Genomic DNA, 13,925 nt, shown 5'->3' on the forward strand with positions numbered 1-13,925 from the left:
GGGCCATGCTCACCCCTCCGCCGCCGGCAGCTCCAGCACCACCTTCAGCCCGCCCATGGCGCTGTCGCCCAGGGTGACGCGGCCGCCGTAGGCGCGGGTCAGTTCGTCGACGATCGACAGCCCCAGGCCCGTGCCGGGCGTGTCCTCGTCCATGCGCGTGCCGCGTTTCAGGGCCGTGTCGCGCTGGTCGGCGGGCAGACCGGGACCGTCGTCCTCGACCACGGCGATCATCTGGCCCGGCGTGGACGGCCCGGCCGAGATGCGGACGCGGCGCTTGCACCACTTGGCCGCGTTCTCGATCAGATTGCCGAAGATCTCCTGCAGGTCCTGGCGCTCGCCCAGGAAGGCCAGGCCGTCGGGAGCCCGCCAGTCGATCTCGACGCCCTTCTCCTCGAACACCCGCTCCAGCATGACCGCCAGTTCGTCCAGGACCTCGCCTATGTCCGTGCGCTCGCCCAGGCCATGGGCGGCGCGGGCGGCGGCGCGGGCGCGGCGCAGGTGGTGGTCGACCTGGTCCTGCATCACCTTGGTCTGGCGGCGGATCAGGTCCGGCAGCGGCCCCTCCTTCGTCCCGGCCTCGGCCAGCATGACGGCCAGGGGCGTCTTCAGGGCGTGGGCCAGGTTGCCGACGTGGGTGCGCTGACGCTCCACCGTCTCCTGATTATGCGCCAGCAGGCGGTTGACCTGTTCGGCCAGGGGCTGGATCTCGACCGGATAGACGCCGCCGACCCGGTGCGAACGGCCCTGACGAACGTCGGCGATCTCGTCCCTCAGGTCGTAGAGCGGGCGCAGCCCCACCTGCACCTGGATGAAGACCGCCGTGACCAGCCCCGCCCCCAGCAACAGCATGGCGATCCAGGTGACGGTGGCGAACTGGCGCGTGTCGGCGTCGACGTCCGAGCGGTCGATCCCGGCGAAGAAGACCACGGGCCGGTCGCGTCCGGGCAGTTGCTTCATGCTGGCGGCGATGCGCAAGGGCTCGCCCTTGGGGCCGTCGTCGGCGTTGTAGCTGATGGTCTGGCCGAAGGCGGCGCGCAGGCGGTTGAGCAGGTCCGCGCCATACTCCAGCTCCGCCGGCCCCAGGGAGGCCGAACGCGCCAGGACCTGCAGGTCGCCCTGCGGCGTGGGCTCGGCCACCATCCAGTATTTGCCGGACAGCAGGCGCTGGGTTCGGGCGTCCTGAATCTCGCCGACGAAGACCTCGCCCTCGGGCGTGATGGTCGCGGCGACCACGGCCTCGTCGATGGTGTCGCTCAGGATGTTGCCCAGTCGGCGCAGGGCCGATTCCTGAAAGACGGCGGTCAGCACCAGGGCCGCCGCCGCCAGGGCGATCAGGATCCACGCCGCCGCCAGCCAGATCAGCCGCCGCGTCAGCGAGCGGCCCGGCCGGCCGAACCACCGGCCCCATTGGCGTCGATCAGGCTGGGACAGGCCTTCGGACTGACCTTCGGACGGGTCCGTCATGCGGCGCTCAGGCCGCGTCGCTCTCGCCGGCCAGCGGCGACAGGCGATAGCCCAGGCCGCGCACGGTCTCGATGCGGTCGGCGCCGATCTTCTTGCGCAGGCGGCCGACGAAGACCTCGATGGTGTTGGAGTCGCGATCGAAGTCCTGATCGTAGAGGTGTTCGACCAGTTCGGTGCGGCTGATGACCCGGCCTTGGTGCATCATCAGATAGTGCAGCAGGCGGTATTCCAGACTGGTCAGGCGCAGCGGCTCGCCGTTGACCGTGGCCCGCGCCGCGCGCGGGTCCAGCCTCAGACCGCCGCAGCTCAACGTCGCCGCAGCATGGCCGGCCGAGCGGCGTAGCAGGGCGCGCAGGCGCGCCAGCAACTCCTCGGTGTGGAAGGGCTTGGTCAGATAGTCGTCGGCCCCGGCGTCGAAGCCCGCCACCTTGTCCGACCAGGCGCCGCGCGCCGTCAGGATCAGCACCGGCGTGGCCTTGCCTTCCCGGCGCCAGCGCTCCAGCACCGAGACGCCGTCGATCTTGGGCAGGCCCAGATCCAGCACCACCACGTCATAGGGTTCGGTGTCGCCCAAGAACCAGGCTTCCTCGCCGTCGGGCGCGTGATCCACGGCGTAGCCGGCGTCGGTCAGGGCGGTCTTCAACTGGCGCGACAGATCGACGTCGTCCTCGACAAGCAGAACCCGCATTCAGTCGTCCCCGCGAACCCGGCCCGAACGGCCGTCGACCTGGATATCCGAGACGCGGCCGCCGGGATATTCCCAGCGCACCACATAGTCGTCGCCACGCTCGCGCACGCCCAACATCCGACCGGGACGGCCCGACTGGACTCGGCGCGCCACGTCGCCGGGGTTGGCGCGCGGGCCGCTGTCGCGACGCGGCGCGTCGCGCAGTCCCTGGCCTGGATAGCTGCGGGGTTGCTCCCGGCGATCCTGATCGCGATCCCGGTCGCGGCCGCGCGACTGAGCCGCCGCGTCCGTCAACGGGACGAGGGCGATCAGGCCGGCCAAAAGAAGGGCTCGAATACGCATCATGGATCGCGGTTTAAACCAGGGCCTCTGAACAGCGGCTGAACGCAGTCTATCGGCGTTCAGTCCAAAGAGGAACGCCGGGAGATGAAATCTCCGTCGCATGCCGGCGAGAGAAAAGGAGGCGCATGACGCCGATGTCATCCTGATGAACCCTATCTGAAACGCGTCGTTCAGACGCGGCTCAGGCGCAGGAGGGTCATCTGACGTCAACGCAGCCCGCCGGTTGCGTCCAGTCAAAGGAGCCCGACCATGGCCAAGTTCAAAACGCTGATGATCCCCGTCCTGGCCGCGACGACGGCCGCCGCCGCACTCGGCGCCGCCCTGCCGGCCGCCGCTCAAACCTATCGCCACGCCCCCGCCTATCAGCAGAACCACAGCGGCTGGCAGTCGATCAGCCAGCGCAAATACAATCTGGACCGCCGTATCGACCAGGGCGTCCGCACCCGCCAGCTCAGCGTCCGCGAGGCCGGCCGCCTGAAGAACGAGCTGAACCAGCTGGTGCGGCTGGAGCGGGCCTATCAGCGCAACGGCCTGAACCGCCGGGAGCGCATGGAGCTGGATCGCCGCTATGACGCCCTGTCGGCCAAGGTCCGCTATGAGCGCCGCGACCACAACGGCCGCCGCTGGTAAGCTGGACAAGCGTTGATCGTGAAGGGCTGCGGGAGAGGTCCCGCAGCCCTTTTTCGCATTCGCCCGACTTAGACGCCTGCCGCACTGGAGGACGTCGCCTCGCCTGCCTATCTTGGCCTCATGTCCATCGCTCGTCTCGACAGTCGCGCCCTGATCCGCGTCAGCGGCCCCGACGCCCGCCCCTTCCTGCACAATCTTCTGACCCAGGACGTAGAGACCCTGCAGCCGGGCGAGCTTCGCTTCGGCGCCCTGCTGTCGCCGCCGGGGCGGCTGCTGTTCGATCTGTTCATCTGGGGCGAGGAAGACGGCGTCATCCTGGATGTCGCGGCCGAGCGGCGCGATGCCCTGGTGCAGCGGCTGACGCTCTACAGGCTGCGCGCCCAGGTCGAGATCATGCCCATCCCCGACGCGGTTTTCGTCGCCTGGGGCGCAGATATTCCCGACGGCTTCGTCGCCGATCCCCGCCTGTCCGCCCTGGGCGGCCGCCGCTGGGGTGATCAGAGCGAGATCGACGCCGCCGAGAGCGACTGGCAGGCCCGCCGCCTGGCCCTGGGCGTGCCCGATCCGACCCAGGACGCCCTGATGGACAAGACCTATCCGATCGAGGCGGACTTCGACCTGCTGAACGGCATCGACTTCCACAAGGGTTGTTTCATCGGCCAGGAGACGACCTCGCGCATGAAGCGGCGCGGCACGATCAAGAACCGCATGATGGCCATCGCCTTCGACGGCCCCGCCCCCGAGCGCGGCGCCGAGGTGCTGAACGGCGACCTGCGGGCGGGCGAAGTCATGACCGGCGCCGAAGGACGCGCCATCGCCCTGATGCGGCTGGACCGCATGGACGGCGGCCTGACCGTCGAGGGCCGCCCCGTGCGGGTCGAGAAGCCCGACTGGATCCCTGATTGGCAAGGTTAAATCCGGCAAAACGGAAAACCTGCTTGTCGCGATGTAAAAGTTACTTGACGTAAACGCGACACTGTTGGTAAAGCTCACTTGTCAACACGACAGGGGAGCTTGTCATGAACACCGAAATCATAACCGCCGGCGCAGCCGCCGCCCGCAACAAGAAGACGATGGACGACCTGACCGTCGGCCTGTGCGCCCTGACCGTGGTCGGGGTCAGCGCTACCGCCGCCACGCCGTTCTGGCCCGAAGCCTGGGGCCGCGCGCCGTCGATCGGCGTCGTCATCCTGGCCGCCGGTCTGGCCGTCTTCCTGGCCCTGCACACGCTCTATTGGTGGCGCAGCCTGGATGAGGCCGCCAGAGAGGCGCACAAGTGGGCCTGGTGGTGGGGCGGCAACCTGGGCCTCGTCGCCGGCGGCGCGGCCGTCGTCATCGCCGCCCTGGCCGGCGTGAACCTGTTGCCCGCCGCCCTGCCCCACACGGATGCCGCCCTGATCGCCTGGTGCGGCTGGTGGATCGCCCGCCGATGACCAGCGCCTTCATCAACCGCCTCAAGGTCTTCCGCGCCGAACGCGACTGGACCCAGGCCGACCTGGCCGAACGCCTCGGCGTCTCGCGCCAGACCGTCCAGGCGCTGGAGAAGGGTCGCTACGACCCGTCCCTGCCCCTCGCCTTCCGCATATCCCGCCTGTTCGGCCGGCCGATCGAAGCCATCTTCATCGCCTGATCGCCCCCTCCTTCAGACAAACCTCTCAAAACCAAGGACTTTGCAATGACCCTCGCTCACCGCATGGGCCAATCGGCCAACCATGTCTCGCGCTTCGCCGCCGGCCTTCTGGCGGCGCTGGCCGCCTCCGCCGCCTTGGCCGCCGCGCCCGGCGCCGCCCACGCCGAACCGACGATCCCTGTCCCGGCCGTCGCCCCCATCCCCCGCGCCGAGGGCGCCGGCCCGCCGCTGTGGGTGGTCAAGGATGCGGACTCCACCGTCTATCTGTTCGGCACTGTCCATCTGCTGCGTCCCGGCACGGCCTGGAGCTCCGACAAGGTGGACGCCGCCTTCGCCAGCGCCTCGGACATCTGGGTCGAGATCGCCGATCAGGACGACCAGGCCGTCGTCATGCCGGTGATCCAGCAGCACGGCGTCGATCCGTCCCGCCCCCTGTCGTCGGTCCTGTCGGCGGAGGACTTCGCCGCCTTCGACAAGATCGCCCAGGCCAACGGCGCGTCGGGCGCGGCCCTGGACGCCTATCGTCCCTGGCTGGCGGCCTTCATGATCTCCATGTCCGGCCCGACCGATGCGGGCTATCGGCCCGAAGCGGGCGTCGACAAGACGCTGATGGATCGCGCCAGAGCCCAGGGCAAGGCGCTGCACGGCTTCGAGACCGCCGACATCCAGGTGCGCCTGATCGCGGGCATGAGCGAAGAAGCCCAGATCGCCTATCTGAACCATTATGTCCGCAACACCGATCGCATCGTCGCCAACCTGGATGGAACCGTGACCGCCTGGTTGGAGGGCGACGCCGCCGAAACGGGCCGCCTCAACCGCGCCAACACCCGCGACATTCACGAGGACATCCACCGCGCCGCCCTGATCGATCGCAACGCCGACTGGACCAACCAGATCGAGACGATGATGAAAGGCTCCGGCACGGCCTTCGTCGCCGTCGGCGCCGCCCATCTGATGGATCAGGACAGCGTGATCGACATGCTGACCGCGCGCGGGTTCACGGTCGAGCGGCTGTAGGACGCCCTGCGGCATCCCATGAAGGCCCGGCGGAAACGTCGGGCCTTTTCGCTTGCGCCTCTAGAACATTCCAGCAACATCGCGCCATGACCGAATCCGAAAAGGCCGAAGGGCGCTGTGGCTGGTGCGGGACGACGGACCCGCTCTACATCGCCTATCACGACACCGAATGGGGCGTGCCGGAATACGATCCCCGCGCCCTGTGGGAGAAGCTGGTGCTGGACGGGTTTCAGGCCGGGCTGGCCTGGATCACCATCCTGCGAAAGCGCGAGGGGATGCGCGACGCCTTCGACGGCTTCGATCCCGAGATCGTCGCCCGCTACGGCGAGGCGGACCGCGCGCGCCTGCTGGCCGACCCGCGCATCATCCGCTCGGGCACCAAGATCGACGCGGCCGTCAACGGCGCCCGCATCTGGCTGGAGATGCGCGACAAGGGCGAGGACTTCTCGGCCTGGCTGTGGTCCTTCGTCGACGGCAAACCGCTGGTGAACCAGTGGGACCATTTCCGCGAGGCCCCGACCCAGACCGCCGAAAGCCTCGCCATGGCCAAGGCCCTGAAGGCGCGCGGTTTCAAGTTCTGCGGGCCGGTCATCACCTACGCCTTCATGCAGGCGGTGGGCATGGTGAACGACCACCAGACGACGTGCTTCCGGCATGGAGAGGTTCAGCTTGATGGATATCCCAACGTCTGATTTCCGCCACCTGCAGTTGGCCGCTTTCGACCCGTTGCGGACATTGGTGACTTCAGAACGACACGGGTTGAAAAGCCCAGATCAACTCTTCAACGTGTTCATTCCGCGATACGATACATATCATGTCGCCGTGCCACGATTGGACAAAGAAGATATCAAGCTGGCGATCCGGCTTCACCGGACGGAAAAAGCACGTTCCGCCGTTCTTCGTTGCACTGAAGGTCATGCCCTGGCTTCGCAGCTTTGACTGCGCGCTTGATCGAGCGTCGCCAACCTCCACACCCAATACACTACCAGACTGAATAAACCCGTTCGGCTGAAAGAGAGTCAATCGATTACGGGCGTCAGTGAGCAGTCATCCCGCGACAATGAGCGCGACAATCCCAAATAACAAAAGCAGATGTTTGCGCATTGTGGCGTCAGGACGTTTCTCGACGATGCATCAACACTAACATACCGATGCCCACTAACCACCCTTAAGCGAACTTCACTTCACGACCCGTTGCGGACCTCGGGCTCGACAACACCTAAGCTGACGAGGTCGCTGTAATTGGGCGGGTCGCAATCTACCCCAACCCACAGGTCATCTTGGTCGCCGACGAAGTCTTTGTCCCCCGTCCCTACCCAGAAGGAGCCGTTGGTCGTTCCGTGTTTGACCCCGACAACCCGCTGATGTTCGTCGTCAGGCAAGGTAAAAAATTCAACCGACGTGAGCGTCGAGCCGATCAAACCAATCCAACAATCACCAGCAGCCTGAACGCGATCCAATGAATGCGCGCCCCATGCAGCATCCTTTGCTGTCGCCAGAACGAAACGATCCTCTACCTGCTGCCAAGAAAGGTTGATGGCATCCTGATTGGTAAAGCGGATAAACGCCGCACCGGAAAACGAATACGACGCCATTTGCAGTTCTGAGGCCAGTTGCGCCGTATCGGCGGTGATCGGCATCCAAACCAAACCCGCGATTTCCTCCCCCAAGACGGGGCGGTAAACTTCTATCCAAGCTGTCATGCCGTCAGAGAGCATGGCCCACGTCCGCTAACTCCCCATAAACGAACTTCGGTTGACGCCCCATTGCGGACCTTCAGCGTTGAGCGAAGAGGCCGTTAAAACTCCTCAGTTCAAAACGCTCAACTGAACTAGGGCCGCCGGTTGTGGGAATGGAAAACTCTACCAAGCCCACAACCGGGCAGACCACGCTTGTCGTTGTGCCTCGTTCGGAAGTGGCGCTAATCTCGTTGCACGACCACGTCCAATATGTCCTGGGGCGGGCGGAGTAGCGAAACTCGCCGTTCAAAAAATCGGGCGGTGGCAGTGACGACAATAGCGGTTGCCCACCCCACGTCCGATAGCAACTGATCGAACCTCGGCTGCATGGTGTCAGAGGATCGCCGAACCCGCCCTTCGCTATGGCTTCTCGATCGTCTCTGTACTCAGACCATGTTTCACCCAACCTCGGATCAGCGAAAAGATACATGCCCAGGAACCCGCCCTCCGTGACTTGGTAAGCCACATCAAAGGAGGCGGCGATTCGGCTGGGTGCTGGTTCAAAATCTGGCGCGGGCGATGGTTCAGAACAACTCGCCAGCGCAACCAGAAAGAGGATAATCAGAGTGTTGCGCATTGCCGAAAGTTGACACCGATTAGGCCCGCCAACCACCCTTAAGAGAATTTCAGTTCACACGACCCATTGCGGACGTTGGGTCCCTACGAAAGCCAAACACCCAATCTGGCAGTCTCTCTCCATTCTCCGTTCGATGACCGTCTGCAAAGGACGAGATAGCCTCCCCCGGCGAGTAGTCCGGACTGTTGGGATACGTAGATCAATGCTTCCCGACGATCAGACGACAACACTGACCTCTCGATATTCACATGAGGCCTTTGATACCGATCGTCAGCGCCCAATTTATCACGAGCGCCTTCCACTGAAGCAACTAGCGCGCCCTCTGAAGCAGCGAAATCGTGCACCTCAGGACAGGTCATGCCGTTAACCGGGTGAGTAGAGGCGAATGTGCGCGCCATCTCGACTGAAGGCCCCTCCGCTCGCACAGGAAGCCCCTTTTCTGGCAAGATAGAGAACCAACTCCATTCATCGTCCTCAATCTGTTCATCAGGGAAAGATTGAAGAATTATTTTCTCATTTCTCCAGATATCGCTTTCACGCGGCGCTTCTTGGCTCAGAGTCCACGGTCGACCCTGTGAGACAGTAGCGTGCAATGCCTGGGAAGTGACGGCGCACTCTTGTTCGAAACTAAGTGCCTCCGGCGCAACCTCTATCCGAGCACAGCTTACCGCAGATGTGAGCAAGAGCGCCGCGAGGCTACTCCGAAATAGGACGGTCATGAGCCCTCGCCAAACGGCACAGATGCTCGGACCATCCTCCGAAACGACCATGTGTGCAAACGCCCGCTACCCACCCCTAGCTGGCGTTCGGAAGGTCGGCTAGAATCGGCTCAACTGCTTCCCCGTTCCGAACCGAGCCGACCGCCATCGAAATTTCAGTCGAAGCCGCACCTCATAAGGGCGAATTTTTCCTAGTCGACGCCAGTTGGGTAACGGCAGGGTTGCTGGCATAGAAATCGCCAACGAAGAGAAGCTGGTCTATCCGGGGACGAATGTCGTCTCGCGTCCTAACGGAATGCCGGATCAGTATCCGGAGCGCCCCCACCTGGTTCATGTACCGGAGAAGGGTGGAATGCCGCGCGATATGGAAGAGTTCTCTGGCATATGGATTGTGTCGGAGCCTTTGAAACAACTGTTTGAGCAGATGGATGCCAAGGCATTTGCATTTGTGGCATGCGACTTCAGCCTTGCTGACGGGAGCCACGGCCCTCAGTATTATCTAGGCAATGTGCTGCGCAGAATCGATGCCCTGGATGAAGCGGCCTCTCGCGTGAGGATTAAGCTCGATCACAATTATCAGACCGGCGAGGACGAGCAACTTTACAGCCTCGTCGGCGGAGCCAGCCTGGTGTTCAAACAAGACGTTGTGGGAGATGCCCATATCTTCCGCCAGGATCGCATGGGAGCGCCTCCCATCTGCGATCGCGTGATGTTTGACGCATTGAGTGCGGTGAACTTCTCCGGCGTGCGACTGCGCGATGTAGCCGATATCTAAGAATATCCCCTACAAACGGATTCCACCTATTCGCTGACAATCGGGACGGTGATTGCGGCGTCAGATCACAATCGACCCAAAGTATACCTATCGAAGCGGGGGCGTACCTTCCGGCAACGCTAGCCGAGGCTTCTGATCCGGGCCGAAGAAATGAATTTCAGGTTCCCCGCGATAGGGTACGCAGGTGCTTTACTTCGGTGGCGACGGACTGGCTCATGGCATGCTCCCTATATTCCGACCACGATAGTGGAGCGAGGACACCATGCCTTGTGACAAACGCGCAAGGTTGCCGGTGAGGTGAGCATTTATCGTCCGCTTCCGACCCATAGCGGACCTCACCGTGGGACTGGCCCTGCCCACTCAAGCAAATGGTGGGGCTTGGAGAATGACGATCATTCCTCTACTTTCAGAGGATGCCTCAATCGTTGATTGATCGGAACCCCAGCCCCCCTCGCAACGCCTTTAGGTTTGCACGTGCGATACTTTCGGCTTTCGCGTGCCTCGCACTGTTAGCCTCCCTGTTCGGGCCGGATAGCAGCACTGAATTCTATCGCATCACAGGATGGACCGCACTCAGCGTCGCTTCTCTGATCGCTCTTCCTTTCGAGTTTCTTGATGGGCGCCGCAACAAGCGAGCAATGAAAGAGAGAACGAGGACGATGACCAGTCTGCAGCGTGTCAGATCCGGCCTCAACGACCGATAAGGGCGCGTTTGAAGAACGTCCGCTTCCCACCCACAGCTGACACTCGACACAGCCGCTTCTTACGACACAACTAGACCCGACAACCGCCTTCCCCCGTGCCCCGGTTCGTGGCACTGACGCCCAATGCTCGCGCGTACCGTTCCCGCCAAGACCGACCGCCCCTTGCCCACCCTGATGCTGGAGCTGGAGGCGCGTGCGACCTGGAACGGTCACGTGTGCGGGGTGGATGAAGCCGGGCGCGGGCCGTGGGCCGGGCCGGTGTCGGCGGCGGCGGTGATCCTGAACGCCGACGACCTGCCGTCGGGCATCGACGACTCCAAGGCCCTGACGGAAAAGCGCCGCACGGCGCTGGAGGTCGAGATCAAGAACCGCGCCCTGGCCTGGGGCGTCGGCTTCGCCTCTGTCGAGGAGATCGATGAGCTAAACATCCTGCACGCCACCGGCCTGGCCATGCGGCGGGCGGTCGAGGCCCTGGCCCATCCGCCGGCGCACGCCCTGGTGGACGGCAACTATCGCTTCAAACTGCCCTGCGCCGTGACCCCGGTGGTCAAGGGCGACAGCCTGTCCCTGTCCATCGCGGCGGCGTCGATCCTGGCCAAGACGGCGCGCGATCGGCTGATGATCGAGATGGATACGGTCTATCCCGGCTACGGCTTCGCCAGCCACAAGGGCTACAACGCCCCGGTCCACCAGAAGGCCTTGCAGACGCTGGGTCCCTGCCCCGCACACCGGCGCAGCTGGGCGCCGATCAAGGCCCTGCTGGACGCGGCGTAGGCGGAAGACTCAGACCGACAGGGCGCCGCCCAGCAGCATCCCCATCAGGCCGGCCACGATCGCGCCGATCAGCAGGATGGTCCAATTGTCCAGCCCGCGGCCGCGCCGAAGCGACGGACGGGCCGGACGCAAGGTCTCGCCTCGGGCGTCGAAACCTCGGGAATCAAAACGAGAAGCGGCGGGAGGAAGACCGGAAAGCGTACGCATACGGCCAAAACGGCGCGCGCCCGGCTTTCGTTCCCGTCACGCCGCGACCGGCAACTCCACGGGTTGTTGAGTGACCACGAAGAGATATTCCACATTTCTCAGCCGGCCGACCGAACCCACCTTCTGGCCCTTCAGATTGTGGATGCCGATGCGGGCGCCGACGTAGCGGGGACGCGGAATCTCGACCACCTGGACGTGGCCGCGCGCCGACAGCATGGCGGTCAGGTCGTCGCGGGTCAGATAGCCCTCGTCGTTGAAGCTGACGATCAGGTTCGGCGCCCTCAGCCGCTCGATGACGGTCTGCAGGGCCGGGCCGATGCCGGGCTTGGAATTGAAGGCGGACTTGCGCGTCTTCACATCGACCCGCTTGCGCGCCACGCCATAGGTTTCCGGCTTGTCCCACAGCACCAGGCTTTCCCAGCAGTGGTAGTTGCCGAGGTAGGAGTGCTGATTATAGGGCGGGTCCAGATAGACCAGATCGGCCTCGATCTCGGCCGCCATCTCGACCGCGTCGCCCTGGGTGGCGAGGCAGGGGCCCGCCGCCACGCCCGGCAACAGGTCCGGCAGGCGCAACTCCAGCGGCTTCAGCGCGCGCGGCGCCCACTGCTTCATGAAGGCCATCTGCAGGCCCGCCGTGGAATCCACCCGGTCGGCCGCCTCCATCAGGGCGACCAGAGCCACCGCCTTCAGCTCGGGCTCCAGCCCCATGGCCTCGATCCGCTCGCGCATGGCGTCGATGCGGGCGCCGTTGTCGGGATGGAAGAAGCGGGCTTCCTCGCAATAGGTCCTGGTGAACCAGCCCGGCGCAGGCGCCACGGCGCGCAGTTCGGCCAGCACGGCCTCGGCCCGCTCGGCCCAGGTCTCGCGATCAGCCTGGACATAGGCCGTGGCGAGGGCGTGGGCATAGGCGTTGTGATCATTGGACCAGACGCGGAACCCCTCGCGCTTCAGCGCATGGCCCACGCGCGCGGTGCCGGAGAACAGGTCGCAGACCGTCCCGCCCTGCGGCTGAGCCGCTCGCACCGCGCCGATCACCTGGCTCAGAAGCGCGCGCTTTGAGCCGATGTATTTGATCATTCCGTCCCGTCAGGTCCTGCGGGCGCGCTTCGCCCCTTGTCCGCCGCGGGGCGCAGCATGGGCCGGAGCATGGGCCAGACGCAACAGATTCGCGGCGCCGGGCGCGCCGAAAGGCGTTCCCGCCAGGATCAGGATGCGCTGCCCCGGCTCGGCCAGGCCGTAGAGCATGGCCGCCTCGACAGCGTCATCGGTCAGGCCTTCCAGCGAGGTCGGCTGGTCGCCCAGACGCGGCTCCAGGCCCCAGACCAGGGCCAGGCGGCGCGCCGTCTCCGGCTTGGGCGTCAGGGCCAGGACCGGTTGCAGGGGCCGCTCGCGCGACATCCGCCGCGCCGTGCCCCCCAGGGTGGTGAACACGACCATGCAGGCCGTCGAAGAGGCCTCGGCCGCCTTCCGGGCCGCCGCGACCAGGGCGTCCACGTCGTGGATGTCCATGCCCGCGTGATCGGCGTCCATCAGTCCCGGCCACAGGGGGTCGCGCTCCACCCGCTCCATGATTCGGTTCATGATGGTCACCGCTTCCAGCGGATAGTCGCCCGCCGCCGTCTCGGCCGACAGCATCAGGGCGTCGGCGCCCTCATAGACGGCGTTGGCCACGTCCGACGCCTCGGCGCGGGTCGGGGCCGGGGCGCTGGTCATGGATTCCAGCATCTGGGTGGCGACGATCGCGGGCACGCCGCGCTGGCGGGCGGCGCGCAGGATCTTCTTCTGGGCGACCGGCACTTCCTCGGGGTCCATCTCGACCCCCAGATCGCCGCGCGCGACCATGACGCCGTCGCAGTAGTCGAGAATGCTCTCCAGGTCGTTCAACGCCTGGGGCTTCTCGATCTTGGCCAGGCAGGCGGCCTGGCCGTCGACGATCTGCTTCAGCTCGGCCATGTCCTCGGCCTTCTGCACGAAGCTGAGGGCCACCCAGTCGACGCCGAGACGCAGGGCGAAGGCCAGGTCCTCGCGATCCTTGGGCGTCAGGGCCGACACCGGAATGACCGCCTCGGGCACCGCCACCCCCTTGCGGTCCGACAGTTTCGAGCCGCTCTCGACCGTGACGTCGCACCATTCGTCGGTACGCTCGCCCACGCGCAGCCGCACCCGGCCGTCGTCCAGCAGCAGCAGCATTCCGGTGCGCAACGCCTTGAAGATCTCCGGATGCGGCATCTGCACCCGCGTCTCGTCGCCGAGCGCCGGATTCAGGTCGAAACGCATCGTGTGGCCCGGCTTCACCTCGATCTCGACTTCGGCGAAGCGGCCCAGGCGCAGCTTGGGCCCCTGCAGGTCGGCCAAGACGCCCAGCGGCCGCTTCAGGGCCATCTCGGCCCCGCGCACGGCCTTGAAGGCGGCGGCGTGGTCGTCGTGCGAGCCGTGGCTGAAGTTCAGGCGAAACACGTCCACCCCCGCCTGGGCCAGCGCCTTGACCGTTCCCGGCGCGCGGCTGGCGGGTCCAAGGGTCGCGACAATGCGCGCGCGGCGGGCTCTTTGCATGAACGGGTTTCCTCTTATGGCTCTGACGGCCGGCGCCTCCCCTCAGAAGCGCTTCTCAGCCCCTTTGTGCCAATGAAACGCGGGAGGCGTAAGAGCGCCCCCCGGC

General features: G+C 65.2%; 16 protein-coding genes. 9 read left to right on the forward strand and 7 right to left on the reverse strand.

Going from position 1 to position 13,925, the window contains the following annotated elements; genetic code table 11:
* Positions 1-9: 9 nt before the first annotated feature.
* From ACWIDZ_RS03895 to ACWIDZ_RS03905, 3 genes are read right to left on the reverse strand one after another with little or no spacing between them, the layout of a single operon-like run.
* Positions 10-1,464: a sensor histidine kinase gene (locus tag ACWIDZ_RS03895; RefSeq protein ID WP_453988838.1), complete on the reverse strand. Its 1,455-nt coding sequence runs from the start codon at positions 1,462-1,464 to the stop codon at positions 10-12.
* 7 nt (positions 1,465-1,471) lie between these two features.
* Positions 1,472-2,152, reverse strand: coding sequence for a response regulator transcription factor (locus tag ACWIDZ_RS03900; RefSeq protein ID WP_087141003.1), 681 nt, complete (start codon positions 2,150-2,152; stop codon positions 1,472-1,474).
* Positions 2,153-2,497 carry a hypothetical protein gene (locus ACWIDZ_RS03905; protein WP_291776833.1) on the reverse strand — a complete coding sequence of 115 codons (345 nt, stop codon included), beginning with the start codon at positions 2,495-2,497 and terminating at the stop codon, positions 2,153-2,155.
* A 246-nt stretch (positions 2,498-2,743) separates the two neighbouring features.
* Between ACWIDZ_RS03905 and ACWIDZ_RS03910 the strand changes: the two genes are divergently transcribed.
* The 7 genes from ACWIDZ_RS03910 to ACWIDZ_RS03940 all read left to right on the forward strand — a co-directional run bounded on the left by ACWIDZ_RS03910 (position 2,744) and on the right by ACWIDZ_RS03940 (position 6,710).
* Entirely contained in the window at positions 2,744-3,124 is a 381-nt protein-coding gene (locus ACWIDZ_RS03910) for a hypothetical protein (RefSeq protein ID WP_453988839.1), read from the forward strand.
* A gap of 120 nt (positions 3,125-3,244) precedes the next feature.
* Entirely contained in the window at positions 3,245-4,039 is a 795-nt protein-coding gene (ygfZ, locus tag ACWIDZ_RS03915) for a CAF17-like 4Fe-4S cluster assembly/insertion protein YgfZ (protein WP_453988840.1), read from the forward strand.
* Between the two features lie 104 nt (positions 4,040-4,143).
* A complete protein-coding gene (locus tag ACWIDZ_RS03920) occupies positions 4,144-4,557 on the forward strand; it encodes a hypothetical protein (RefSeq protein WP_453988841.1) in 414 nt (137 codons plus the stop codon).
* Entirely contained in the window at positions 4,554-4,754 is a 201-nt protein-coding gene (locus ACWIDZ_RS03925) for a helix-turn-helix transcriptional regulator (protein WP_453988842.1), read from the forward strand. The genes ACWIDZ_RS03920 and ACWIDZ_RS03925 overlap by 4 nt, the downstream gene beginning before the upstream one ends.
* A gap of 45 nt (positions 4,755-4,799) precedes the next feature.
* Entirely contained in the window at positions 4,800-5,771 is a 972-nt protein-coding gene (locus ACWIDZ_RS03930) for a TraB/GumN family protein (RefSeq protein WP_453988843.1), read from the forward strand.
* Positions 5,772-5,857: 86 nt separating this feature from the next.
* Positions 5,858-6,463 carry a DNA-3-methyladenine glycosylase I gene (locus tag ACWIDZ_RS03935; protein WP_453988844.1) on the forward strand — a complete coding sequence of 202 codons (606 nt, stop codon included), beginning with the start codon at positions 5,858-5,860 and terminating at the stop codon, positions 6,461-6,463.
* Positions 6,444-6,710 (forward strand): hypothetical protein, encoded by a 267-nt coding sequence (locus ACWIDZ_RS03940; RefSeq protein ID WP_454077656.1) that lies wholly within the window; start codon positions 6,444-6,446, stop codon positions 6,708-6,710. The genes ACWIDZ_RS03935 and ACWIDZ_RS03940 overlap by 20 nt, the downstream gene beginning before the upstream one ends.
* A 245-nt stretch (positions 6,711-6,955) precedes the next feature.
* On the opposite strand, the gene ACWIDZ_RS03945 is transcribed toward ACWIDZ_RS03940, so the two are convergent.
* Positions 6,956-7,489, reverse strand: coding sequence for a hypothetical protein (locus tag ACWIDZ_RS03945; RefSeq protein ID WP_453988847.1), 534 nt, complete (start codon positions 7,487-7,489; stop codon positions 6,956-6,958).
* Positions 7,490-9,011: 1,522 nt separating this feature from the next.
* On the opposite strand from ACWIDZ_RS03945, the gene ACWIDZ_RS03950 reads away from it, so the two are divergent.
* Together ACWIDZ_RS03950 and ACWIDZ_RS03955 are read left to right on the forward strand one after the other, a co-directional pair.
* Complete coding sequence (locus tag ACWIDZ_RS03950) at positions 9,012-9,581, forward strand: imm11 family protein (protein ID WP_453988848.1); 570 nt, start codon at positions 9,012-9,014, stop codon at positions 9,579-9,581.
* Between the two features lie 827 nt (positions 9,582-10,408).
* The gene (locus tag ACWIDZ_RS03955; RefSeq protein WP_453988849.1) at positions 10,409-11,059 is read left to right on the forward strand and encodes a ribonuclease HII; all 651 of its coding nucleotides are present in this window, start codon (positions 10,409-10,411) and stop codon (positions 11,057-11,059) included.
* Between the two features lie 9 nt (positions 11,060-11,068).
* Here ACWIDZ_RS03955 and ACWIDZ_RS03960 read toward each other — a convergent pair whose 3' ends face one another.
* The 3 genes from ACWIDZ_RS03960 to pyk form a co-directional block, all read right to left on the reverse strand.
* Positions 11,069-11,191, reverse strand: coding sequence for a hypothetical protein (locus tag ACWIDZ_RS03960; protein WP_312219813.1), 123 nt, complete (start codon positions 11,189-11,191; stop codon positions 11,069-11,071).
* Positions 11,192-11,302: 111 nt separating this feature from the next.
* The gene (locus tag ACWIDZ_RS03965; protein ID WP_453988850.1) at positions 11,303-12,343 is read right to left on the reverse strand and encodes a DNA adenine methylase; all 1,041 of its coding nucleotides are present in this window, start codon (positions 12,341-12,343) and stop codon (positions 11,303-11,305) included.
* A gap of 9 nt (positions 12,344-12,352) precedes the next feature.
* Positions 12,353-13,819 carry a pyruvate kinase gene (gene pyk / locus ACWIDZ_RS03970; RefSeq protein ID WP_453988851.1) on the reverse strand — a complete coding sequence of 489 codons (1,467 nt, stop codon included), beginning with the start codon at positions 13,817-13,819 and terminating at the stop codon, positions 12,353-12,355.
* Positions 13,820-13,925: the final 106 nt, after the last annotated feature.

The sequence above is a fragment of the Brevundimonas sp. NPDC055311 genome, from assembly GCF_053645695.1.

Excerpts from the sequence above, each read along its gene's own strand:
- ACWIDZ_RS03895 (WP_453988838.1), bottom strand. The coding sequence starts at position 1,464 with ATGACGGACCCGTCCGAAGGTCAGTCCGAAGGCCTGTCCCAGCCTGAT.
- ACWIDZ_RS03900 (WP_087141003.1), bottom strand. The coding sequence starts at position 2,152 with ATGCGGGTTCTGCTTGTCGAGGACGACGTCGATCTGTCGCGCCAGTTG.
- ACWIDZ_RS03905 (WP_291776833.1), bottom strand. The coding sequence starts at position 2,497 with ATGATGCGTATTCGAGCCCTTCTTTTGGCCGGCCTGATCGCCCTCGTC.
- ACWIDZ_RS03910 (WP_453988839.1), top strand. The coding sequence starts at position 2,744 with ATGGCCAAGTTCAAAACGCTGATGATCCCCGTCCTGGCCGCGACGACG.
- ygfZ (WP_453988840.1), top strand. The coding sequence starts at position 3,245 with ATGTCCATCGCTCGTCTCGACAGTCGCGCCCTGATCCGCGTCAGCGGC.
- ACWIDZ_RS03920 (WP_453988841.1), top strand. The coding sequence starts at position 4,144 with ATGAACACCGAAATCATAACCGCCGGCGCAGCCGCCGCCCGCAACAAG.
- ACWIDZ_RS03925 (WP_453988842.1), top strand. The coding sequence starts at position 4,554 with ATGACCAGCGCCTTCATCAACCGCCTCAAGGTCTTCCGCGCCGAACGC.
- ACWIDZ_RS03930 (WP_453988843.1), top strand. The coding sequence starts at position 4,800 with ATGACCCTCGCTCACCGCATGGGCCAATCGGCCAACCATGTCTCGCGC.
- ACWIDZ_RS03935 (WP_453988844.1), top strand. The coding sequence starts at position 5,858 with ATGACCGAATCCGAAAAGGCCGAAGGGCGCTGTGGCTGGTGCGGGACG.
- ACWIDZ_RS03940 (WP_454077656.1), top strand. The coding sequence starts at position 6,444 with ATGGATATCCCAACGTCTGATTTCCGCCACCTGCAGTTGGCCGCTTTC.
- ACWIDZ_RS03945 (WP_453988847.1), bottom strand. The coding sequence starts at position 7,489 with ATGCTCTCTGACGGCATGACAGCTTGGATAGAAGTTTACCGCCCCGTC.
- ACWIDZ_RS03955 (WP_453988849.1), top strand. The coding sequence starts at position 10,409 with ATGCTCGCGCGTACCGTTCCCGCCAAGACCGACCGCCCCTTGCCCACC.
- ACWIDZ_RS03965 (WP_453988850.1), bottom strand. The coding sequence starts at position 12,343 with ATGATCAAATACATCGGCTCAAAGCGCGCGCTTCTGAGCCAGGTGATC.
- pyk (WP_453988851.1), bottom strand. The coding sequence starts at position 13,819 with ATGCAAAGAGCCCGCCGCGCGCGCATTGTCGCGACCCTTGGACCCGCC.